24 protein-coding genes and 1 pseudogene are annotated in these 20,868 nt (G+C 71.2%); 16 read left to right on the plus strand and 9 right to left on the minus strand.

Annotated elements, in window-relative coordinates:
- Positions 1-35: 35 nt before the first annotated feature.
- The 5 genes and pseudogenes from HLK59_RS20000 to HLK59_RS20015 all read left to right on the plus strand — a co-directional run.
- Positions 36-131: pseudogene (locus HLK59_RS20000) on the plus strand (TetR family transcriptional regulator); the annotation flags it as partial.
- 165 nt (positions 132-296) lie between these two features.
- Positions 297-428, plus strand: coding sequence for a hypothetical protein (locus HLK59_RS52015; protein ID WP_277349503.1), 132 nt, complete (start codon positions 297-299; stop codon positions 426-428).
- 111 nt (positions 429-539) lie between these two features.
- A complete protein-coding gene (locus tag HLK59_RS20005; protein ID WP_171142844.1) occupies positions 540-821 on the plus strand; it encodes a helix-turn-helix transcriptional regulator in 282 nt (93 codons plus the stop codon).
- Positions 818-2,365 carry a helix-turn-helix domain-containing protein gene (locus HLK59_RS20010; protein ID WP_171142845.1) on the plus strand — a complete coding sequence of 516 codons (1,548 nt, stop codon included), beginning with the start codon at positions 818-820 and terminating at the stop codon, positions 2,363-2,365. Before HLK59_RS20005 ends, HLK59_RS20010 begins: the two co-directional genes overlap by 4 nt.
- A 2-nt stretch (positions 2,366-2,367) precedes the next feature.
- Positions 2,368-2,802, plus strand: coding sequence for a hypothetical protein (locus tag HLK59_RS20015; RefSeq protein WP_171142846.1), 435 nt, complete (start codon positions 2,368-2,370; stop codon positions 2,800-2,802).
- An 8-nt stretch (positions 2,803-2,810) separates the two neighbouring features.
- Here the strand turns inward: HLK59_RS20015 and HLK59_RS20020 are convergent, their stop codons facing one another.
- Positions 2,811-3,776 (minus strand): SDR family NAD(P)-dependent oxidoreductase, encoded by a 966-nt coding sequence (locus HLK59_RS20020; protein ID WP_171142847.1) that lies wholly within the window; start codon positions 3,774-3,776, stop codon positions 2,811-2,813.
- 294 nt (positions 3,777-4,070) lie between these two features.
- Positions 4,071-5,090, minus strand: a complete 1,020-nt coding sequence (locus tag HLK59_RS20025) for a PHP domain-containing protein (RefSeq protein WP_171142889.1) — start codon at positions 5,088-5,090, stop codon at positions 4,071-4,073.
- A gap of 111 nt (positions 5,091-5,201) precedes the next feature.
- Between HLK59_RS20025 and HLK59_RS20030 the strand changes: the two genes are divergently transcribed.
- Both HLK59_RS20030 and HLK59_RS20035 read left to right on the plus strand, forming a co-directional pair.
- Entirely contained in the window at positions 5,202-5,438 is a 237-nt protein-coding gene (locus HLK59_RS20030; protein WP_171142848.1) for a hypothetical protein, read from the plus strand.
- A gap of 71 nt (positions 5,439-5,509) precedes the next feature.
- Positions 5,510-6,280, plus strand: coding sequence for a sulfite exporter TauE/SafE family protein (locus tag HLK59_RS20035; protein WP_171142849.1), 771 nt, complete (start codon positions 5,510-5,512; stop codon positions 6,278-6,280).
- Positions 6,281-6,282: 2 nt separating this feature from the next.
- On the opposite strand, the gene HLK59_RS20040 is transcribed toward HLK59_RS20035, so the two are convergent.
- Together HLK59_RS20040 and HLK59_RS20045 are read right to left on the minus strand one after the other, a co-directional pair.
- On the minus strand, positions 6,283-6,897 hold the full coding sequence (locus HLK59_RS20040) for a VanZ family protein (RefSeq protein WP_240982529.1): 615 nt from the start codon (positions 6,895-6,897) through the stop codon (positions 6,283-6,285).
- Between the two features lie 146 nt (positions 6,898-7,043).
- On the minus strand, positions 7,044-7,706 hold the full coding sequence (locus HLK59_RS20045) for a DUF4230 domain-containing protein (protein ID WP_171142850.1): 663 nt from the start codon (positions 7,704-7,706) through the stop codon (positions 7,044-7,046).
- 142 nt (positions 7,707-7,848) lie between these two features.
- On the opposite strand from HLK59_RS20045, the gene HLK59_RS20050 reads away from it, so the two are divergent.
- The 3 genes from HLK59_RS20050 (at position 7,849) to tuf (ending at position 11,433) form a co-directional block, all read left to right on the plus strand.
- Positions 7,849-9,039, plus strand: a complete 1,191-nt coding sequence (locus HLK59_RS20050; protein ID WP_171142851.1) for a cytochrome P450 — start codon at positions 7,849-7,851, stop codon at positions 9,037-9,039.
- Between the two features lie 190 nt (positions 9,040-9,229).
- The gene (locus HLK59_RS20055; protein ID WP_171142852.1) at positions 9,230-10,183 is read left to right on the plus strand and encodes a ribose-phosphate pyrophosphokinase; all 954 of its coding nucleotides are present in this window, start codon (positions 9,230-9,232) and stop codon (positions 10,181-10,183) included.
- Between the two features lie 56 nt (positions 10,184-10,239).
- Entirely contained in the window at positions 10,240-11,433 is a 1,194-nt protein-coding gene (gene tuf, locus HLK59_RS20060; RefSeq protein WP_171142853.1) for an elongation factor Tu, read from the plus strand.
- A 30-nt stretch (positions 11,434-11,463) separates the two neighbouring features.
- Here the strand turns inward: tuf and HLK59_RS20065 are convergent, their stop codons facing one another.
- Together HLK59_RS20065 and HLK59_RS20070 are read right to left on the minus strand one after the other, a co-directional pair.
- Positions 11,464-11,844, minus strand: coding sequence for an anti-sigma factor antagonist (locus HLK59_RS20065; RefSeq protein ID WP_171142854.1), 381 nt, complete (start codon positions 11,842-11,844; stop codon positions 11,464-11,466).
- Positions 11,845-12,050: 206 nt separating this feature from the next.
- On the minus strand, positions 12,051-12,488 hold the full coding sequence (locus HLK59_RS20070; RefSeq protein ID WP_171142855.1) for a MarR family transcriptional regulator: 438 nt from the start codon (positions 12,486-12,488) through the stop codon (positions 12,051-12,053).
- Between the two features lie 103 nt (positions 12,489-12,591).
- On the opposite strand from HLK59_RS20070, the gene HLK59_RS20075 reads away from it, so the two are divergent.
- Both HLK59_RS20075 and HLK59_RS20080 read left to right on the plus strand, forming a co-directional pair.
- Positions 12,592-14,046, plus strand: a complete 1,455-nt coding sequence (locus tag HLK59_RS20075; RefSeq protein ID WP_171142856.1) for an aldehyde dehydrogenase family protein — start codon at positions 12,592-12,594, stop codon at positions 14,044-14,046.
- Positions 14,047-14,086: 40 nt separating this feature from the next.
- Positions 14,087-15,193 (plus strand): NAD(P)-dependent alcohol dehydrogenase, encoded by a 1,107-nt coding sequence (locus HLK59_RS20080; RefSeq protein WP_171142857.1) that lies wholly within the window; start codon positions 14,087-14,089, stop codon positions 15,191-15,193.
- A gap of 70 nt (positions 15,194-15,263) precedes the next feature.
- Here HLK59_RS20080 and HLK59_RS20085 read toward each other — a convergent pair whose 3' ends face one another.
- Positions 15,264-16,214, minus strand: coding sequence for an NADP-dependent oxidoreductase (locus HLK59_RS20085; RefSeq protein WP_171142858.1), 951 nt, complete (start codon positions 16,212-16,214; stop codon positions 15,264-15,266).
- Between the two features lie 71 nt (positions 16,215-16,285).
- Here HLK59_RS20085 and HLK59_RS20090 point away from each other — a divergent pair, with 71 nt between their 5' ends.
- Positions 16,286-17,236, plus strand: coding sequence for a helix-turn-helix domain-containing protein (locus HLK59_RS20090; RefSeq protein ID WP_171142859.1), 951 nt, complete (start codon positions 16,286-16,288; stop codon positions 17,234-17,236).
- A gap of 66 nt (positions 17,237-17,302) precedes the next feature.
- Positions 17,303-18,178, plus strand: coding sequence for a hypothetical protein (locus HLK59_RS20095; protein WP_171142860.1), 876 nt, complete (start codon positions 17,303-17,305; stop codon positions 18,176-18,178).
- A 4-nt stretch (positions 18,179-18,182) separates the two neighbouring features.
- Here HLK59_RS20095 and HLK59_RS20100 read toward each other — a convergent pair whose 3' ends face one another.
- Both HLK59_RS20100 and HLK59_RS20105 read right to left on the minus strand, forming a co-directional pair.
- Positions 18,183-18,746, minus strand: a complete 564-nt coding sequence (locus HLK59_RS20100) for a TetR/AcrR family transcriptional regulator (protein WP_171142861.1) — start codon at positions 18,744-18,746, stop codon at positions 18,183-18,185.
- Entirely contained in the window at positions 18,743-19,105 is a 363-nt protein-coding gene (locus tag HLK59_RS20105) for a DUF1304 domain-containing protein (protein WP_171142862.1), read from the minus strand. Before HLK59_RS20105 ends, HLK59_RS20100 begins: the two co-directional genes overlap by 4 nt.
- A gap of 218 nt (positions 19,106-19,323) precedes the next feature.
- Between HLK59_RS20105 and HLK59_RS52020 the strand changes: the two genes are divergently transcribed.
- The gene (locus tag HLK59_RS52020) at positions 19,324-19,458 is read left to right on the plus strand and encodes a hypothetical protein (protein WP_277349504.1); all 135 of its coding nucleotides are present in this window, start codon (positions 19,324-19,326) and stop codon (positions 19,456-19,458) included.
- A 142-nt stretch (positions 19,459-19,600) separates the two neighbouring features.
- A complete protein-coding gene (locus HLK59_RS20110; RefSeq protein WP_171142863.1) occupies positions 19,601-20,842 on the plus strand; it encodes a glycosyltransferase in 1,242 nt (413 codons plus the stop codon).
- The last annotated feature ends 26 nt before the right edge of the window (positions 20,843-20,868 follow it).

Genomic DNA, 20,868 nt, shown 5'->3' on the forward strand with positions numbered 1-20,868 from the left:
AAGAGACGCAAGGTCTCCTAAAGGGGAGTGTGCGGATGCCCGGCGAGACCACACGGCGGCGCGGAGCGGCGCTGGAGGCCGACCTCCTGGACGCGGCCTGGGCGGAACTGGCGGCGGTCGGCTACGCCCGCCCCCCCCCGGCGGGCGTCGCCGCGCGCACGCGTCCCCGCCACCAGCGCCCCCACCCGGCCTGGCGCACCGCCCTGGAGGAACGCGCTCCGCATTGAGGGCTCGCCGGTGGGACCGGAGGCACCCGCGAGTCGCCCGGCCCCGGCGAAGGGCGGAGGGAGGCCCCCATGGCCGCCGACAAGGAAGAACCCCGCACCGACGTCCCCGACACCGACGAGGCGGGCACCGGCCGCCGGTGCGCACCCCGCCAGGCGGGCTTCCACCCTGAAGCGCCGATACCGGACGAGCCCACCGGCTGACCCTGTGGGCGCGCCGCCGCACCCGCACCCGAGCGGCGGAGGGGCCCAGTGCGTCTTGCGTTCTCGGCATGGTTCATACGGCTGACGCATGGGGCCGGGTAGGGTTGCCGGGTGGGACTGTCCTTGGGAGAACGTGTGAGGTCTTCGGTCGCCGCGTTGATGCACGCGACGGGTGAGTCGCAGGCGGAGGTCGCCGTCGCGCTCGGGGTGAGTCAGGCACAGGTGAGCCGCCGTCAGTCCGGCAGCGCCGCCTGGAGCCTGGCCGACTGCGACGCGCTAGCCGCGCACTTCGGCATCGACGTGCTCGATCTGCTCGCCGGGCCGACCCGGGCCTGCGAGACGCTGCCCGTGCGGCGGCGCCGTACCGGAGGACCGACGGCGGTGACCCGATGACGGACTTCGAGGCGATCGACGCACTCCTCGCGGCCGCCCGCGAGGAGGTGCCGCTGCCCCCGGCCGAGGTGCGACGCGAGCTGCGCGAGGGGCTCAACCTCTCCCGCGCCCAGGTGGCCCAGGCGCTCGGCGTGAGCCCCTCCACCGTCGGCGGCTGGGAAGCCGGGCGGGACCCGGGCGGGGACGTGCGCGAGAAGTACGCCTACTTCCTGGAGGGGGCACAGGCCAAACTCGCGGCGCGGACCGAAGAGACGGCCGCCGAACCCGTCGTAGAGCCGGAGACCGACACCGACGACTCCGACGAGTCCCCGGACGGGACCGGCGACACGGGTGAGTCGGACGAGGTCGAGGCCCTGTCGGCCCCCCAGCCGTGCGTCCTGTGCGGCATGCCCGCCCAGCACCAGGTCGCGGGCTTCCCCCAGCACTTGGACCCCGCCGACTGCGGTACGCCCGCGCCCGCAGAGCCGGAGCCGGTGGCGTCCCCGGTCGCTCCTCCCCGGCGTGCGGAACCGGCCCCGGCAGGGCGCCACAAGCCGGTCCGTGTCGTCCCCGTCGGACGCCGTATGCAGACCGCCTCGCAGGAGCCCGACCTGATCGGTGCCGCGGTGGCCGCCGCTCTGGAGAAGCACAGCGGCGATCTGGAGGCCGCGACCGCGGCCCTGGTCAAGCGGGCCATCCCGGACGCCATGGCGCTGCTGGACGAGACCCGCAAGGGCGGTCGCTACGACGTCGTCGCGCACCCCTGGATCCCGGACATCCTGCGCAAGCAGTCCGCCCGCGGTGCCGACCGGATCTGGGAGGCCCGTCCCAAGTGGGCGCGGACCGAACTCCCGTCCGGCGCCCACGAGGTGACCGCCCTCGACATCAACGGCGCCTACCTGTCGGCGCTCAAGACCCATCTGCCGATCGGTCAGTTGGAACACTCCACCGGCTTCGACCACGACCGCCGGCGGGCCGGCGTCCATCTCATCACCCCCTCCGAGTGGGACCACGACGCCCACCTGCCCAACCCGATCGGCAACCGTGACGAGCCCGGCCCCCTCTGGGTCACCGAACCGACGCTGCGCCTGCTGCTGCGCCTGTCGGGTCCCAAGTACGGCCTGTGCGACCCGCCGGAGATCCACGAGTCGTTCACCTCGGGAGCGACCGAGAGCCTTCTGGAGAAGTTCCGCGTCGCTCTGAAGGACGCCCGGGACCGGGCGATCGCCGAGGACGACGACGTGACGCTGGAGTACGTGAAGGCGATGTACTCCAAGTTCGTCTCCACCATGGGCGAGTCGAACTACAACCGTGAGCTCTACCGCCCCGACTGGATGCACCTCATCCGCTCCCAGGCCTTCGCCAACCTCTGGACGAAGGCCTACAAGGCCCACGAGGAGGGCCTCATGGTCGTCCGCGCCATGGGCACCGACGAGTTGCACGTCATCGGGGACTGGCGAGCGGTCTTCCCGGAGGGCCGCGGGGTCTCCGACGTGAAGGTCAAGGAGACGTACACCGTCGGCGAGGACGTCGATCCCGCGGCCGCGGGGGAGGGGGACGACTGACGGTGAGCACCGTCATCGACTTCTTCGTGGCGCCGGACGACACGTCGGCCGCCACGGCGCTGCGGGCCCGGCCGGGCCCCGCCCACGAGCCGCTCTCCGTCGGCAACTTCGACGTCGAGGAGGCCGTGGTCGAGTGGGAGTGCCTCCTGGTCGGCACCACGTTCGAGGACCTCGTGGACGCCGGGGAACCCCGTACGGTCGCCGACCGGGACGAGGACGAGTGCCTGGTGTTCGCGCTCTCGCCGCGGCTGTGCGCAGCTCTCGCCGCGGCCGAGGAGTCCCGGCTCCGTGACGTCGCCCGCTCATGGGTGGAGTGGCGCGCGCGGGACGGCGAGGTCTTCGAGCCGGAGATCGCCCACGGGATCGTGGGCGATCTGGCGGCACTCGCCGGCCGCGCCGGACGCAGCGAGCAGGGCGTCTACTGCCGGGTCGGCTAGCGCTCGGCTCAGGTGCGGAACGCGTTCACGCCGGTCAGTTCCGCCGACAGCTCCCAGAGGCGGGCCGCCTGCTCCGGGTCGATCGCCCAGTCCTTGACGCCGCTGCGCTCGCCGTCGGCCGGGGCGGGCTCGGCGATGTCGCAGTCCTCCAGGTACACACCGCCGAGTCCGTCCAACTGGGGCGAGGTCGCGGCCCAGACCTGGGTGGCCGCACCCTCCTGGGGGGTCTTGAAGCCGACCTGCGGGATCGGGTTGCCGTCCTCGTCGATCCAGCCGCTCGCGATCATCTCCTCCTTGGGCAGATGCCGCTGAAGAGGAGTCATGATGCCGCCGGGGTGCAGCGAGAAGGCGCGGACGCCGTGCTCCTGGCCGAGCCGGTCCAGGTGGACGGCGAACAGGACGTTCGCGGTCTTGGCCTGGCCGTACGCCGGCCACTTGTCGTAGTCGCCGTGCTGCCAGTGGACGTCGTCCCAGCGCATCCCGGAGAAGTGATGGCCCCGCGAGGACACCGACACCACCCGGGCGCCGCCGCTCCCGATCGCCGGCCACAGCCGGTTGACCAGCGCGAAGTGGCCGAGGTGGTTGGTGGCGAACTGCGCCTCCCAGCCGGGGCCGACCCGGGTCTCGGGGCAGGCCATGATCCCGGCGTTGTCGATCATGAAGTCGATACGGCGGTCGGAGGCGAGGAACCGCTCGGCGAAGCCGCGCACGCTGTCCAGGTCGCCGAGGTCCAGCTCGTCCACCTCGACGCCGTCGATGCCCGCCAGCGCCTCCCGGGCGACCGTGGGACGGCGGGCCGGTACGACGACCCGGGCGCCCGCCTCGGTGAGCGCCCGGGTGGTCTCCAGACCGAGCCCCGAGTAGCCGCCGGTGACGACCGCGAGCCTGCCGGTGAGGTCCAGGCCCGCGAGGACGTCGGCGGCGGTGCTGTGGGCGTCGAAGCCCGATCCGATCTTGTGCTGTGCAGTGCTCATGCCGGGAACGCTACGAATTGGAGTGCGCTCGAAGTCAAGCGGAACCCTCCGGGGCGGGGTCGGCGCAAGAGGAAGCCCCGACCGGACGGGGGAATCACGGTCGGGGCGGTCAAGGCGTGGGCGCGGATGGCGGTCGCCTCTCGGCGAAAGGCTCCACAGGGCTTCAGCCGAACGATCGTCCCTGTGGGCAAAAGGTGAGGCCCGGGGACACTGTCCCATCCACACCCACGTGTCGTTCAACGGACAACCACCCATAGGTGTTCCCCGGTCTGTCGCGTTATGGCGTGAGCTGCGTCACCGCCCATGTGTCCGGGTCCAGGCCAGCAGTTTCTCCCGGGGCCATGTGGTGATCACACGCTCGTCGGGCACCCCGCACTCCTCTGCCCGCGCGCAGCCGAAGATCTGCCAGTCCAGCTGGCCCGGCGCGTGCGCGTCGGTGTCGACGGAGAACAGCACGCCCGCCGCCACGGCCCGCCGCAGCAGCCGCCGGGGCGGGTCGAGCCGCTCGGGCCGGCTGTTGATCTCCACGGCGGTGCCCGACTCGGCGCACGCGGCGAACACCTCGTCGGCGTCGAACTCCGACTCCGGCCGTCCTTTCCCGGTGACCAGCCGTCCGGTGCAGTGGCCGAGGACGTCCGCGTGCGGATCGCGTACGGCGGCGACCATGCGTCGGGTCATCGAGCGGGCGTCCATGCGCAGCTTGGAGTGCACGGAGACGACCACGACGTCGAGCCGCCGCAGGAGCTCCTCCTCCTGGTCGAGGGAGCCGTCGTCGAGGATGTCGCACTCGATGCCGGTGAGCAGCCGGAAGGGCGCCCAGGTCGCGTTGAGCTCCGCCACCACGTCCAGCTGCTCGCGCAGCCGCTCGGGGGACAGGCCGCGGGCCACGGTCAGCCGCGGGGAGTGGTCGGTCAGCACCGCCCACTCGTGCCCGAGCTCCGCCGCCGTCCGGCCCATGAGCTCGATGGGGCTGCCGCCGTCGGACCAGTCGGAGTGGACATGGCAGTCGCCCCGCAGCAGCGCCCGCAGCCGCTGTCCGCCCCGCACGGCCGGCACGGTGGGTGTCTCGCCCCGGAGCTTCTCCAGATAGCCCGGCACCTCTCCGGCGAGCGCCTCACGCACCACGTTCGCCGTCTTCGGTCCGACCCCCTTGAGCGACTCCAGGGTCCCGGCCGCCGCTCGCTCGCGCACCTCTTCCTCGGGCAGCGCCGCCAGCACCCGGGCGGCCGTACGGAAGGCGCGCACGCGGTACGTCGGCGCCAGGGACCGCTCCAGCAGGAAGGCGATCCGGTCCAGTGCCTCGACGGGGTCCATCGCCACCTCCTCCTCCAGGGTTCCCCAGCCGTACGGGGACCGCACGGCGGACACAGGGATGCCTTTGCCCTCTCATGTCCCTCTTGCGGAATGCGTTCTACGCTCTATTGCATGACCGAAATCGCGAGCCCGTACATCTCGAATCCACGAATCCTGGTGCTCGGGGTGCAGCCCGGTACGCCGCCGTTCCGGATCGTGGAGATCGACGGAGAGGTGGTCGGTGAGGCGAAAGCCGTCACCGATGTCCTGGCGGCCGCCGCCGCGTGGGGCATCACGGTCCACGACCTGGACGACCCGGACGTGGTGCGCTGGGTGGGCGGAGACAAGTTCACCTGGACCCGGCACTAGGACCGGGGCCCGTCGAGGGTGCGCGGGACGTTTCGGTCCTCGCCGAAGCGTTCGGTTCCTAAGCTCCCCTCATGGAAGATCTCGGAGAGCTGCTCGCCGTCCTGGCCGCGGGCCTCGGTGCCGGTGCCGTCAACGCCGCCGTCGGGTCCGGGACGCTGATCAGCTTTCCGGTGCTGCTCGCGGTCGGTCTGCCGCCGGTCACGGCAGCGGTCTCCAACGCGCTCGGCCTGATCCCCGGTTCGATCAGCGCGGCCATCGGATACCGGCGGGAACTCGCGGGCCAGCGCCGGCGCATCCTCACGTGGAGCGTCGGCGCCCTGGTGGGCGGCCTGACGGGAGCCACGCTCCTGCTCGCCCTGCCCGCCTCGGCGTTCGAACGGATCGTGCCGGCCCTGGTGGGCCTCGCACTGGTGCTGGTCGTCCTCCAGCCCCTGATCGGCCGACGGCTGCGGGACCGCCGTACCCGCGAAGGCCGCACCGCGCCCGCCGACGGCGGCCCGCCGCTGATCGTCGGACTGACACTGGCCAGCGTCTACGGCGGCTACTTCTCCGCCGCCCAGGGGATCATCTACGTCTCGCTCATGGGCCTGCGCCTCGACGACGGCCTCCAGCGCCTCAACGCCGTCAAGAACGTCCTCGTCGCCGTCGTCAACACCGTCGCCGCGCTCTTCTTCCTCGTCGTCGCCGACTTCGACTGGACGGCCGTCGCCCTGCTCGCGGTCGGTTCCGCCGTGGGCGGGCAGGCCGGAGCGGCGGCGGGCCGCCGGCTCCACCCGGCGGTCCTGCGCGGACTCATCGTCGTGGTGGGTACGGCGGCCATCGTCCAGCTGTCCGTCCGCTGACGTCAGCGGTGCACCGCCCGGCTCAGCCGCCGCCCCAGCAGGACGTAGCCGATCAGGGCCCCGGTGGTGTTGAGGATGACGTCGTCGATGTCGAAGGCCCGCCCGGTGATCATCGCGCCCTGGGCGAACTCCACCAGCAGCATCACGACAGCCGTCAGCAGGAGCACACGCAGGACACCCCGGGTCCGCGGGGCGAGCACGGGGACCAGGACGCCGAACGGGACGCCGAGCAGCAGGTTGCCGCCGACCTGTTTGGCGGCGTCCCGCAGTTCCGGCTGATCGAGATAGGCCCGCAGCGAGCGGCCCGGGTGCAGATTGGTGTGGGTCAGCGCCTCCGACGCGGGCGAGGGCTCCAGGGTGAGCCGGGCCAGCACGACGGCGAACGCCACCATGAACGCGAACGCGGCCACCATCCCCACCAGTCGGCGCATGAAGGCCAGGGGGCTGCGCCGCTGCTTCGGGGCGGTCTCGGCCCTGGCCGTCTTCGTCCGGGCGGTCTTCGTCGTCGCGGTCTTCGTCCTGGCGGTCTTCGTCCTTGTGGTCCCGGGTTCGGTCGCCGCCGCCTTGCCGGTGCGCAGGCGGAGCGCGGATCGCGGACGAAAGGCTGTACGGGCCATGCGGTCCTCCAGTCTTCAACTTCCCTGCGTCGTAAGCCGATTACCCGCGATCGAGCCGACAATGCGGGTGCGGTACCCGGCTTCGCCGACGTGTGGTCCACGCCGTGGACGAAGCCGGGTCCGGGGCCGGTTCGCGGACGGGACGGTCAGGTGCCGAACGACACGGTCACCTCCTTGAAGCCGAGGGAGTGCAGCAGGCCTTCGAGCATGTCGCTGGTGTTGGTCTCGGCGCGCTTGGTCAGCCCGCTCTCCTTGGCCGCGTCGCCGATGTGCTTCACCGCGAGCTTCTGCACGGCCTGTTCACCGTTCGGGTTGTCCGAGAACAGGTCGCCCAGCCGGTCGAGGAGACCCCGCTGCTTGGACACCGCGTAGGAGCGGTCGGCGTCCAGGGCGGGCTTGCCGAGCTGCGCGTGCGGCAGGTGCAGCGTGGCGGACGTGCGGTCCTCGTTGACCGTCACGTCGTCCTTGGCCACCTTGCCGAGGTCGACATACGCGTCGACGGTGCCCGCCCCCACGTACAGGGTGCGGCTGCCGCGGATCGCGTCGGGCAGGTACTTGGCGTCCTTCTCCAGGTCCACGACGACCTGGAAATTGCCGGAGGCGGCGTCATAGCGGCTGAGGTCCTGGATGGACTGGAGCAGCGCGGGCCCCGAGCGGTCGTTGGTCTCCGTGCCGAACAGGTCCTTGAGGCCGGGGAGCAGGCTCAGCCGGATGCCGGCGAAGAACACGACGAGCACCAGTACGACGGCGCTCACCAACTTCGCCCAGCCGGGCATGCGCTTGGACACGCGCCTGATGGGAGTCGTCATGCGACGGCCCTCCTTCCTGCTCTTCGAATGCCCTCCAAAACCCTTGTCAGACCGGAGCGTTGGCCGATTGCCACCGCTGACGGAGGCACGGACGGCGCACTAGCGTGGAAAGCCTTCCGAACCGGCGCTTCTGGAGACCCGGATGAGTCCAGACAGCACATCCCGGCCGCTCTGTCCCATGCACCGCATCAGCCTCCCCGAGCACGGTCCGCCCCGGCCCGGCACCCTCGCGACCGGCACCCCGGTGTGGCTCGTGACCCGGTACGCCGAGGTGCGTCAGGTGCTCATGGACCCCCGTTTCGACCGGAGTTCCCTGCACGCCCCAAACGCCCCGCCGCTGCTCGTCGTCCCCAACCTGCTGGACGACCCGGGAGGTCTGCTCAACCAGGACGGCCCCGCCCACCAACTGCTGCGCGGCACCGTCCAGCGGGCGTTCACCCCGCGGGCCGTCGCCCGCTGGCGGCCCTGGGTGTCCTCGGTGGTCGCCTCGCTCCTCGACGACTTCGCCGCACGGCCACAACCGGCCGACATCGTCGAGGGGTTCACCCGGCCGCTGCCCGTGTCGGTGATCTGCCGGCTGATGGGCCTGGACCACGTGGACCGCGAGCGGATCCGGCACTGGGCCGACCACGCCCTGTCCGGCGGCGCGCACCGGGCGGGTGAGGTGGTCGAGGCGATGACGGAGTTCGGCCTGTTCGCCGCCGGGCTGATCGACGAGCGGCGCAAGGAACCCGGCGACGACCTGGTGAGCGGTCTCGTGGCGGCCGGTGACGAACTGGGCATCGCGGAACGGCGGTTGATCACCCTGGTCTGCGGGCTGGTCGTGGCCGGACACGAGACCACCATGACCTCGCTCGGCAACGCCGTCGTGTACCTCCTCACCGACGGACGGGACGGCTGGCCCCTGCTCGCCCGCGACGAGGAGTCCGCGGCGGTCGCGGCCGAACAGCTGCTGCGCACGGTCCCGCTCAGCGAGGGCAAGGTGCTGCCAGGACTGATCCGGCGCGCGGTCGAGGACGTCGAGGTCGGCGGGGTGCTGATCCCCGCGGGTGGTGTGGTCGCGCTCCAGACCAACTCCGCGGGCCGCGACCCCGACGTCTTCCCGCCGGGCCCGCCCGATCTGTCCGCACCCCTGACCTCGCCGAGCATCACCTTCGGCGCCGGACCCCACCACTGCCTCGGCGCGTGGCTCGCCCGTCTCGAACTCGAACTCGCCCTGCACCACCTCGCCGCCCGCTTCCCGGGACTACGGGCCGAGTTCACATCGGAGACGATCGAGTGGCGGCTGGGTCAGATGACGCGCAGCCCACTGCATCTGCCCGTTTCTTGGTGACCGGAAAGGCCGCGTGCGAGACCTCCAGCGCGTTCTGGGCCTCGGCATGGCGCCGTCGTCCGTTCGGGTGTCACCCGTATCGACGTGGGCGTCGCCGTCATGGCGGGTGCCGGGTGCGTGGCCGCGGGCGAATGTCCCGGTCAGTAGCATGAGGCCCGGCAGCCCGAAGTGATCACGCTAGGAGCGGATCGTGCGAGACATCGCCGTGTTCAGCGGTAGTGCCCACCCCGAGCTGGCGGCGGAGGTCTGCGCACACCTCGGTGTGCCCCTGAGCCCCACCCGGGTCAGCCGGTTCGCCAACGACTGTCTGGAGGTACAGCTCCAGGCCAACTGCCGGGAACGGGACGTCTTCCTCGTCCAGCCGCTGGTCAAGCCCGTCCAGGAGCACCTCGTCGAGCTGCTGCTGATGTGCGACGCGGCACGCGGGGCCTCGGCCCGGCGGATCAGCGTCGTCATGCCGCACTACTCCTACGCCCGCTCCGACAAGAAGGACGCCCCCCGTATCTCGCTGGGCGGCCGGCTCGTCGCCGACCTGATGGTGTCGGCCGGCGCCGGCCGCGTCCTCGCGATGACGCTGCACTCGCCGCAGGTGCACGGTTTCTTCTCGGTGCCGGTCGACCATCTGCACGCGCTGCGCGAACTGGCCGCGCACTTCCAGCAGTACGACCTGTCCCGGACCACCGTGGTCTCCCCGGACCTCGGCAACGCAAAGGAGGCCGCCGCCTTCGCCCGGCTGATCGGGGCCCAGGTGGCGGCCGGCGCCAAGCAGCGGTACGCCGACGACCGGGTCAGCATCAGCGATGTCATCGGCGAGGTCACCGACCGGGACGTCATCGTGCTGGACGACGAGATCGCCAAGGGCAGCACCGTCCTCGAACTCCTGGACCGGCTGCGTGAGTTGAAGCCGCGCTCGATCCGGGTCGCCTGTACGCACGGCCTGTTCGCGGCCGGTGCGCTCAAGCGGATCGGGGAGCAGCCGGACGTTCTGGAGATCGTCTGCACCAACACCGTGCCGGTGCCCGAGGAGGAGCGCACGGACAAGTTGCGGATCCTGTCGATCGCGCCCGCGCTCGCCGAGGCGGTGCGGCGCATTCACAACGGCGAGTCCGTCAGTGCCCTGTTCGACGCGCCACGGAGCGAATAGACATGGAGGGGTAGCCGGGTGACACCCGGCATCACTCAGGTGACCTGGAGGCCCCAGTGGCGAAGGCGAAGTTCGAGCGGACCAAGCCGCATGTGAACATCGGCACCATCGGGCACATCGACCACGGCAAGACCACGCTCACCGCGGCCATCACGAAGGTGCTGCACGACAGGTATCCCGACCTGAACCCGTTCACACCCTTCGACCAGATCGACAAGGCGCCCGAGGAACGGCAGCGCGGCATCACCATCTCGATCGCCCATGTCGAGTACCAGACCGAGCGTCGGCACTACGCGCACGTCGACTGCCCGGGGCACGCCGACTACATCAAGAACATGATCACCGGCGCGGCCCAGATGGACGGCGCGATCCTGGTCGTCGCGGCCACCGACGGGCCGATGCCGCAGACCAAGGAGCACGTCCTGCTCGCCCGGCAGGTGGGGGTGCCGTACATCGTCGTGGCCCTCAACAAGACGGACATGGTGGACGACGAGGAGATCCTGGAACTCGTCGAGCTGGAGGTGCGGGAACTGCTGACGGAGTACGAGTTCCCCGGTGACGACGTGCCCGTGATCCAGGTGTCCGCGCTGAAGGCGCTGGAGGGCGACGAGGAGTGGAGCCGGTCGGTGCTCGATCTGCTGGACGCGGTCGACACCGCGGTCCCGGAGCCGCAGCGTGATGTGGACAAGCCGTTCCTGATGCCGATCGAGGACGTCTTCACGATCACCGGGCGTGGCACTGTCGTCACCGGCCGGATCGAGCGCGGGGTCCTGCACGTCAACAAGGAGGTCGAGATCATCGGCATCCACGAGCAGAAGACGAGGACCACCGTCACCGGCATCGAGATGTTCCGCAAGCTCCTCGACGAGGGCCGGGCGGGGGAGAACGTGGGACTGCTGCTGCGCGGCATCAAACGGGAGGACGTCGAGCGCGGACAGGTCGTGATCCAGCCGGGGACGGTCACCCCGCACAAGGACTTCGAGGCGCGGGCGTACATCCTGTCCAAGGACGAGGGCGGCCGGCACACACCGTTCTTCGACAACTACCGCCCGCAGTTCTACTTCCGCACGACCGACGTCACCGGTGTGGTGACCCTGCCCAAGGGCACCGAGATGGTCATGCCGGGCGACAACACGACGATGCTCGTGGAGCTGATCCAGCCGATCGCCATGGAGGAGGGGCTGAAGTTCGCCATCCGTGAGGGCGGGCGGACCGTGGGGGCCGGTCAGGTCACCAAGATCCTCAAGTAGGCACCTTCACACCTTCACAGCTTCACCGCTTCACAACGAGCCGGACGTGGCCTCGGACTGTCCCAGGGCCGCGTCCAGCGTCGCGTGCGGGGGCAGCAGCCGGTGCAGGCCGGTGACCCGCATGATGCGCAGGGTGAGGGGATGGGCGCAGACCAGGTGTAACCGGCCGTCGTGGTCGAGGACCCGGGCGCGGGCGCGGTAGAGCAGGCGCAGCCCCGAGCAGTCGAAGAACTCGACCTGTCCGAGGTCGATCACGATCCGGGAGCCGTCGCGCCCGGTCACCCGGTCCAGGTACGGGAGGATCTCCAGCGCCGCCGCGATGTCGATCTCGCCGCGGAACTCCAGCACCGTGTGTCCCCGGTCCTGGTGGATACGCAGATGCCGACTGAGGGGTGCAGGTTCCTGCTGCACGACGACATCGCCTCCAACCAGCTCCTCAAGCGGTGGGTTCGCAGGTCACCGGGGGCCGGGGTGACATCGTGCAGCGAGCGTACGAGCGCAGCCGTGTCTCCGGGTCCCCAGTGAGCGCAAATCCTTGCCCCGCACTGCAAGTTACCCTCGATGGAGTGAATTTGAGCATGTTCGATTGACATATGTCTGTGAATTGCGACAGAGCCTCACGACAACGCGTGCCAGGCCCGGGACAACGCCTGGCGGAACTGCTCGGTCTGGTGCGCCGTGAGATCGCGGACCATCCGCTCCTCCAGCTCCCGCACCGGCCCCTCGTGCCGAGCCAGCAGCTCGCGGCCGGCGTCGGTCAGCAGGATCAGCAGCTCCCGGCGATTGCGCGGATTCCGCTCCCGGCGCACCAGCGCGCGGTTCTCCAGTGACCGTACGAGATCGGCGATGGACTGGGCGGTGACGAACGAGTCCCGGGCCAGCTGTGCCGCCGACAGCCCGTCGTGTCGCTCCAGGACCGTCAGGGCGGTGTACTGAAGAGCGGTGATTCCGGACGGCTTGACCAGGTCGTCCAGATGGGAGCGGACCACGAGTTCCACTTGTTTGACCATGTAGAGCAGTGACGGAGCCGCCTTGGTCGCCTGGGTGTCGAGCATGAGTTCAGCCTAGAGCATTGACAGGAATCCTGTCTGTAAAGAGACTGCGGACCAACAGGAATCCTGTTTGTTGAAGTCTTGGCGATGGAGCTGAGGAGCGGTGATGACCACCTTCGAGATCGAACCCGGGCGGCTGTTCATCGGGGGACAGTGGCGCGAAGCCGCCGACGGAGCGCGCACCGAGGTGGTCGACCCGTCCCGGGGCGCGGTCGTCACCACCGTCGCGGAGGCGGGCGCCGCCGACGTGGACGCGGCCGTACGTGCCGCACGGGAGGCCTTCGACGACGGCTCCTGGTCCGGCCTGAGCGGCCGGGAACGCGGTCGCATCCTGCACCGGGTCGCGGAGCTGATCCGTGAGAACGCGGAGGACATCGCCCGGCTGGAGAGCCTGGACGTCGGCAAGCCGATCACGCTGGCGCACGCCGTCGACGTGACCAACGCGGCCAACGACTACGAGCACTTCGCCGCTCTCGCCCACACCCTGCACGGGGCCAACCGCGACACCCCCATGAACGCCCTCGCCTACACCCGGCGCGAGCCGCTCGGTGTGGTCGCCGCGATCACGCCCTTCAACTTCCCGCTGATCCTGGCCGGTTCGAAGATCGCGCCGGCGCTCGCCGCGGGCAACACGGTCGTGCACAAGCCCGCCGACGAGACCCCGCTCAGCGCCCTCTACATGGCCAGGCTGTTCCAGCAGGCGGGCGTCCCCGACGGGGTGGTCAACGTCGTCACCGGAGCGGGCCCGGTAGCCGGTGAGGCACTGCTGCGGCACAGCGGCGTCGACAAGATCGCCTTCACCGGCTCCACGGCGGTCGGCCGGCATGCCGCGAGCGTCGCCGGTGAGGCCCTCAAGCCGGTCACCATGGAGCTGGGCGGCAACGCGGCCCACGTCGTCTTCGAGGACGCCGACCTGGAGAAGGCCGTCGGCGCGATCATCAAGGGCTTCGTCTTCAACTCCGGCCAGTTCTGCATGGGCGGCCCGCGCCTGCTGGTGGCCCGCTCGGTCTACGCGACCCTGCTGGGCATCCTGGAGCAGGCGGTGCCCGGCGTCCCGCTCGGTGACCCGCGGCAGCCGGAGACCGTCATCGGTCCGATGGCGGGGGAGAAGCACCTCAAGAAGGTCGAGGAGTACGTCGAGCTGGCCCGCAAGGAGGGCGCCCGCATCGTCTGCGGCGGAGAGCGCCTCGACCTCGACGGCGGCTACTACTACAAGCCCACGGTCATCGCCGACCTGCCCAACGACTCCCGGGTGATCCAGGAGGAGATCTTCGGCCCGGTCCTCACCGTGCAGCCCTTCGACTCCGAGGACGAGGCGATCCGGCTCGCCAACTCCACGCCGTACGGCCTGGCTTCGGGCGTCCAGACGTCCAACCTCGCCCGTGCCCACCGGATCGCCGACCGGCTCCAGGCGGGCATCGTCTGGGTCAACGACTGGGCGATGCTCGACCCCGCGGTCCCCTTCGGCGGTGTCAAGGACTCCGGCTTCGGCCGTGAGTACGGTCCCGAGGCCCTCGCCTCCTACACCAGGACCAAGTCCGTCGTCGTCTCGCTGGACTGACTTCGTCCGAACGTACTTGAGATCAAAGGGAGTTCCCGCGATGCCCATCACCACCCGCGCCGCTGTCGTCGAGTCCGGCGGAGCACCGTTCACCCTCGCCGACGTCCAACTGGACGAGCCCGGGCCGCACGAGGCCGTCGTCCGCATGGTCGCCACCGGTCTGTGTCACACCGACCTCGGCGTGGCGAGCGGTGGACTGCCCTTCCCGCTGCCCGGCGTCCTCGGCCATGAAGGCGCCGGTGTCGTCGAGGCCGTCGGCTCGGCCGTCACCGGCGTCGAGCCCGGCGACCACGTCGTGCTGTCGTTCACGTCCTGCGGCGCGTGCGGCAACTGCGACGGCGGCCACCCGGCGTACTGCGCGACCTGGCTGCCGCTGAACCTCATCGGCGGTCGCCGGGCCGACGGCAGCAGCACCGTCAGCCGGGACGGCGAGGCGCTGGGCGGCCACTTCTTCGGCCAGTCCTCCTTCGCGGAGAAGGCCCTGGTCGACGAGCGCAGCCTCGTCAAGGTCGACCCCGACGTACCGCTGGAGTCGATCGCCCCGCTGGGCTGCGGCGTACAGACCGGTGTCGGCGCCGTGTGGAACGTGCTGAAGCCGGTCACGGGCAGCACGATCGTGGTCCTCGGCGCCGGGGCGGTCGGCCTGTCCGCCGTGATGGCCGCCGCCCTCACCTCCGCCACCACGATCGTCGCCGTCGACCGCGTCGGCGAACGTCTCTCCCTGGCAAGGGAGTTGGGTGCCACCCACACCGTCGACGCGAGTGAGGAGGACCTCGCGGAGACCCTCGCCGTGATCACCGGGGGGAAGGGCGCGGACGGCATCGTGGAGACCACCGGCAATGTCACCGTGCTCCGCCAGGGCGTCGACGCGCTCGGGGCGCGCGGCACCCTGGTCGTCGTCGGCGCCCCGCCGTTCGGCACCGAGGTCGCCCTCGACGTCAACGGGCTGCTCGGCGGCAAGCGGATCGTCGGGCTCACCCTGGGCGACGCCGAGACACAGTCCTTCATCCCCGCCCTGGTCGACCTGGTGAAGGCGGGCCGGCTCCCGCTGGACCGCCTGATCAGCACCTATCCGTTCGCGGAGATCGACCAGGCGGTGCGGGACATGGGCGCGGGCAAGGCCATCAAGCCCGTGCTGACGTTCTGACCCCGGTAGCCCGGTAGCCCGGTAGCCCGGTAGCCCGGTAGCCCGGTAGCCCGGTAGCCGGGTACCCCGGTCAGTCCATCGTCAGGACCAGCTTTCCCGTGGTCCGGCCGGTGTCGCCGAGCCTGTGTGCCTCGGCGGCCTCGGCCGACGGGAAGGTGCCGGCGATCGCGGGGCGCAGCTTCCCCGCCTCCACCAGCTCCGCGATCGCCTTCATCCCGGAATGGGAGGCGTCGACCAGCATGCGCAGCGACCGGACGCCGAGCCGCTCGGCCTCCTCGAAGAACTCCGGCGATCCGGCCGGCAGGATCGAGACCACGAGCCCGCCCGGGCGCAGCACGTGCAGCGAGCGGACGGACGTGTCGCCGCCGATCGTGTCGAGCACGACGTCGACGTCCTTGACGGCCTCCGTGAAGTCCGTCTCCCGGTAGTCGATCGCCTCGTCCACACCGAGCCCGCGCAGGAACTCGTGCTTGCCCGCGCTCGCGGTGCCGATCACATACGCGCCCCGCGCCTTGGCGATCTGCACGGCCACATGCCCGACCCCGCCCGCCGCGGCATGGATCAGCACCCGCTGTCCCGGCCGGACGTCGGCGTACTCCACCAGCGCCTGCCAGGCGGTCAGGGAGACCAGCGGCAGCGCGCCCGCCTCGACATGGTCGATCGAGGCCGGCTTGTGCGCGAACGTCCGGGCCGGTGCCGTGACGTACTCGGCGTGCGAACCATGGCCGTACGGGTACGACAGCATGCCGAAGACCTCGTCGCCGGGCTTGAACCGGGCGACGCCGATCCCGACGGCCTCGACCACGCCCGACACGTCCCAGCCCAGCACGAAGGGCGGCTGACCGAGGAAGCCGCCGGTGGCCCGGTGCTTCCAGTCGGTGGGGTTGACCCCGGCGGCCCGCACCCGGACCAGTACCTCGTTCGCGCGCGGCTCGGGACGCGGCAGCTCCACTTCCTTGAGGACCTCAGGCCCGCCGAGGGCGTCCTGACTGATGGCTCGCATGGTGTTCACAGTGCTCATGGTGAACCAGCCTGCCCCGGTCCGCCCGAACGGGAAATGGCATGATTGCCAACCTCCGATAGAATCGTGCCATGCAGCGTGCCGAGCGAGTCGTCGTCCTGGCCCTGGAGGGCGTGTACCCCTTCGAGCTGGGCATCCCCAGTCGGATCTTCGGCGCCGCCGACGGCCGGTACGAGGTGTTGACCTGCACGGTCGACGGCCGCCCGGTGCGCAGCAACGCCGACTTCGCGATCACGGTCGACCATGGCCCCGAGGTGCTGGCCACCGCCGACATCGTGGTGATCGCGCCCGTCTCGGGGGACCGTGTGACCGCCGACCTCCCCGAGGGGGTCGGGGCGGCCCTCGCCCTCGTCCGCCCCGACGCGCGGATCGTGTCGATCTGCACCGGCGCCTTCGTACTCGCCGCGGCCGGACTCCTCGACGGCCGCAGGGCCACCACCCACTGGCATCTCGCGGACAGCTTCCGGCGGATGTACCCGCACATCGCGCTCGACCCGGACGTCCTCTTCGTCGACGACGGGCGGATCCTGACCTCCGCCGGAGCCGCCTCCGGAGTCGACGTCTGTCTGCACATCGTGCGCACCGACCACGGCAGTGAACTGGCCAACGCCGTCGCCCGCCGCTGCGTCGTACCCCCCTTCCGCGACGGCGGCCAGGCGCAGTACATCGAGCGGCCGGTCCCCGAGCAGGGCGCCGCGAGCACGTCGGCGACCCGCTCCTGGGCCCTCGACCGTCTCGGCGAACCCCTCACCCTGACCGACCTCGCCGCCCACGCCCGGATGAGCCTGCGCACCTTCGCCCGCCGCTTCCACGACGAGGTCGGGCTCAGCCCCGGCCGCTGGCTGATCCAGCAGCGGGTGGCCCGGGCCCGGCACCTGCTGGAGGCCAGCGACCTGCCGGTGGACCAGATCGCCGGCCAGGTCGGCTTCGCCACCGGCGCCTCGCTGCGCCAGCATCTGCACGCGGCGATCGGGGTGTCACCGCAGGCCTACCGGCGCACGTTCCAGACGGCCGCCCGCTGAACCGAACGTTCTCCGCCCCCGCCACGTCTGAGGATCAGGACCGTGTCCGGTGAACAGGGGTGGGGGATGCGCAGAGGCTTGCTGGTTGTGACGGCGCTGATGGCGGTGGCGGCCGCGGGGTGCGGGTCCGAGACCGGGTCGGGGTCGGGGTCCGGGAAGGAGATGGTCGTCGAGGGCGGGGCCCCGGCCACGCCCTACAGCGGACCGCTGTACATCCCCGGCAAGGCGTGGGACGAGGAGAAGGACGACCGCTCCGACCTCGTCGACACGGGCGCCGCGGCCCGGGCCCTGGAGTGCGACTGGGACATCTACTCGGCGGGCGGCAGCGAACCGTGGAGCGAGGGCGACGGCGGCACGACCCCGGAGGACGGACTGCGGGCGTACTTCGAGATCGAGCAGCCCGACGGACCGCGCGAGGGCTTCCGGGTGGAGCGTGAGGAGGGCGGCCGGGTCCTGTACTCCTACGACGTCGACGGCCGGACCAAGATGGCGGTGATCGTCGCCAAGGACCGCAAGAACCGGCCCGGTTGGGGCCCGGAGACCAGCGCGTCCTGCGACCCGGCGGAGTTCCGGGCGAGCTGGACCGACTCCCAGGGCTACGAGATCTGGACCGATCGCGACGGCGAGCGGGTGCCGGTCTCCCTCATCAGCAGCTCGATCGGGCCCGCCCACTGCGACTGGCAGAAGGCGCACTTCCTGTCCGTGCGGGAGGGCAAGGAGGAGCTGAGCTACGCCCGTGATCCGGACGGAGTCCTCGGCGACGACATGCTGGAGGCCCCGTACGACGGCGACGTCCCCCTGCCCGCCGACGCCGAGGACACCGGATACCGCCTGGGGGAGCGGCAGTTGTGGCTGACGGACGACAAGAGGACGGCGTACGTCCGCACCCCCGACGGTGTGGAGGCCTGGCCGCAGGTGAAGAAGGGCATGGGCTGCGCGTGATCCGTCACCGGCTGGCGTGCAGGGCGACCAGCAACTGCCAGACCTGGTCGGCGATGTCCTGCGGGCCGCCCTCCAGCAGTCCGTGCAGCCAGTCGGCCAGCACGCCGGCGAACGTGGCGGCGACCGCCGAGGCCACCAGCGGGGCGTCGGCGGCACCCGCGAGTTCGCGCTCGCGGAGGCTGTAGGCCCGCAGGTCCCGGTGCAGGACCCGGCCCAGCGGCCCGCCGCCGCCCGGGCCGAGCAGGGCCCGGTACAGCGCGGCATGGGGAGCGAGCGAGGCGAAGAACGCCGGGAGCGCCGGCGGCGCGTGCACCGGGTCGGGCCGTCCGCGCCAGGCGTGCAGCGCCTCCACGGCCTCACGTACGACGTCCGCGCAGGCGTCGACGGCCAGCGCCTCCAGGCCGTCGTAATGGACGTAGAACGTGGCCCGTCCGACCCCCGCCCGGCGGACCAGCGCGGCCACGCCGACCTCCGCGAGCGGACGCTCGGCGCACTCCGCGAGCAGCGCCTCGCGGAGCTTCGCCCGGGTGCGCGCCGCGCGGGGGTCCTCGGGTGCGGCGCGGGTCACCGGGCCAGCAGGACCGCGCCCAGGGCGAGCGCACCGGGCAGGGCCTGCGCGGCGAGGATGCGGATGTTGGCGGTGACCGCGCCGTACACGCCCGCCACGATGACGCAGGACAGGAAGAACACCTGGGCGCGGAAGCCCGTCGGGTCGGCGGCGATCAGGCCCCACACCAGGCCCGCCGCGAGAAAGCCGTTGTAGAGGCCCTGGTTGGCGGCCATCGCCGCGGTGGCCTTGGCCATCTCCCGGTCGAAGCCGTGGAAGGACATCCCCGGCTTCTTCTGCCACAGGAACATCTCCATCACCAGGATGTACGCGTGCAGCACGGCCACCAGAGCCACCAGCACGTTCGCTACCGCTTCCATGATCTCCCTCAGTCTCTTGGACAGGCGTCCACTATAGCTGGACAGGTGTCCATGATGTCAGGGGGTCCCGCTAGCCTTCGGGCATGACTGATCCAGTGCGGGGCTCTTCGTGGAGGACCCGGAGCGACTCGTGCGCGTGGTGGATTGCCAGGGGCGGGTAGTGGGACCCGTGATGGGTTTCGGTCACCGGGCCCACGGCGATGCGGCCGGTGAAATCCGTGACCCTGGTCAGCATGTACGTCCGCGTCGAGCAAGCCGAGGTGACGGCGTACGCGGCCAACACCGACGCGATCCGCTTCTACGAACGGGGAGGTTTCGCACCGCAGTCGGTCACGCTGCGGCAGGCGCTCTGAGGCGGCAAAAAGAAAGGGCAAGGGGAACAGTCCTCCTTGCCATGTTCAACATATAGCGCACCGGGGGGCTTGCGGCAAGGCCCCGTCCGTACCGCAGAATCTCCGCTCGAAGCCGGAAAACACGGAGAACGGGGAGTCCGAAGTGCGAGTTCTGCTGTCGACGTACGGGTCGCGCGGGGATGTCCAGCCGATGGCGGCGCTCGCGCTGGAACTGAAGGCGCTCGGCGTGGAGGTACGGGTGTGCGCGCCGGCGGACGAGGAGTTCGCCAAGCTGCTGGACCGGATCGGCGTGCCGCTGGTGCGGGTCGGCCCGTCCGCGCGGGCGCTGACCACCCAGGCGCCACCGCCGTCGGCCGCGAACCTGCCCCAGCGCGCGGCCGCCGTGCTCGCCGCCCAGCTGGAGGGGGTCACCGCGGCGGCCGAGGGATGCGACCTGGTGGTGGCGACCGGCATGATCTCGGCCGCGGCCGGCGCGCTGTCGGTGGCCGAGAAGTTCGGCATCCCCGCCGTGTCCGTCACCTTCCAGCAGCTCACCCTGCCCTCCCCGCTGCGCCGCCCACTGGCCTATCCGGGCCGGCCCCTGCCGACCGACGTGACCGACAACCGGGTGCTGTGGAAGCTGGACGCCGAGAACATCAACGCGCTGTTCGGCGAGGCGCTCAACTCCAGCCGGGCGTCGATCGGCCTGCCCCCGGTGGCCGACGTCCGTGACTACGTGATCGGTGACCGGCCGTGGCTGGCCACGGACCCCGTCCTGGACCCGTGGCAGGAGACGGCGGACTTCGACGTCGTACGGACCGGAGCGTGGGCGCTGCCGGACGAACGCCCGCTGCCGGACGACCTGCTGGCGTTCCTGGAGGCCGGTGAACCGCCGGTGTTCGTGGGCTTCGGCAGCATGCCCATGCGTGAGTCGACGGACGTCGCCCAGGTGGCCGTCGACGCGGTCCGCGCGCAGGGGCACCGGGTGCTCCTCGGGCGTGGCTGGGCCGACCTGAGCCTGATCGACGGCCAGGACGACTGCTTCGCCGTCGGCGACACCAACCACCAGGCGCTGTTCCCCCGGGTCGCCGCCGTCGTGCACCACGGCGGCGCGGGCACGACCACGACGGCCGCCCGGGCCGGCGTGCCCCAGGTGCTGGTGCCCCAGCTCGCGGACCAGCCGTACTGGGCGGGCCGGGCGGCCGACCTGGGCATCGGCGCGGCACACGACGGTCCGACACCGACCTTCGCGTCTCTGTCCGCCGCGCTCGCCACCGCCCTGGCCCCCGAGACCCGTGAGCGGGCCCGGACCGTGGGGGAGGCCGTCCGGACCGACGGGGCGGCGGTGGCCGCCAAGCTCGTCCTCGACCTCATCGGCCAGGGGAAGCCCACCGTGTCCGCCTGAACCCCCGCGACCGGAGCGTCCCGGGG

The organism is Streptomyces sp. S3(2020) (assembly GCF_013044505.1).
Lineage (GTDB): Bacteria > Actinomycetota > Actinomycetes > Streptomycetales > Streptomycetaceae > Streptomyces.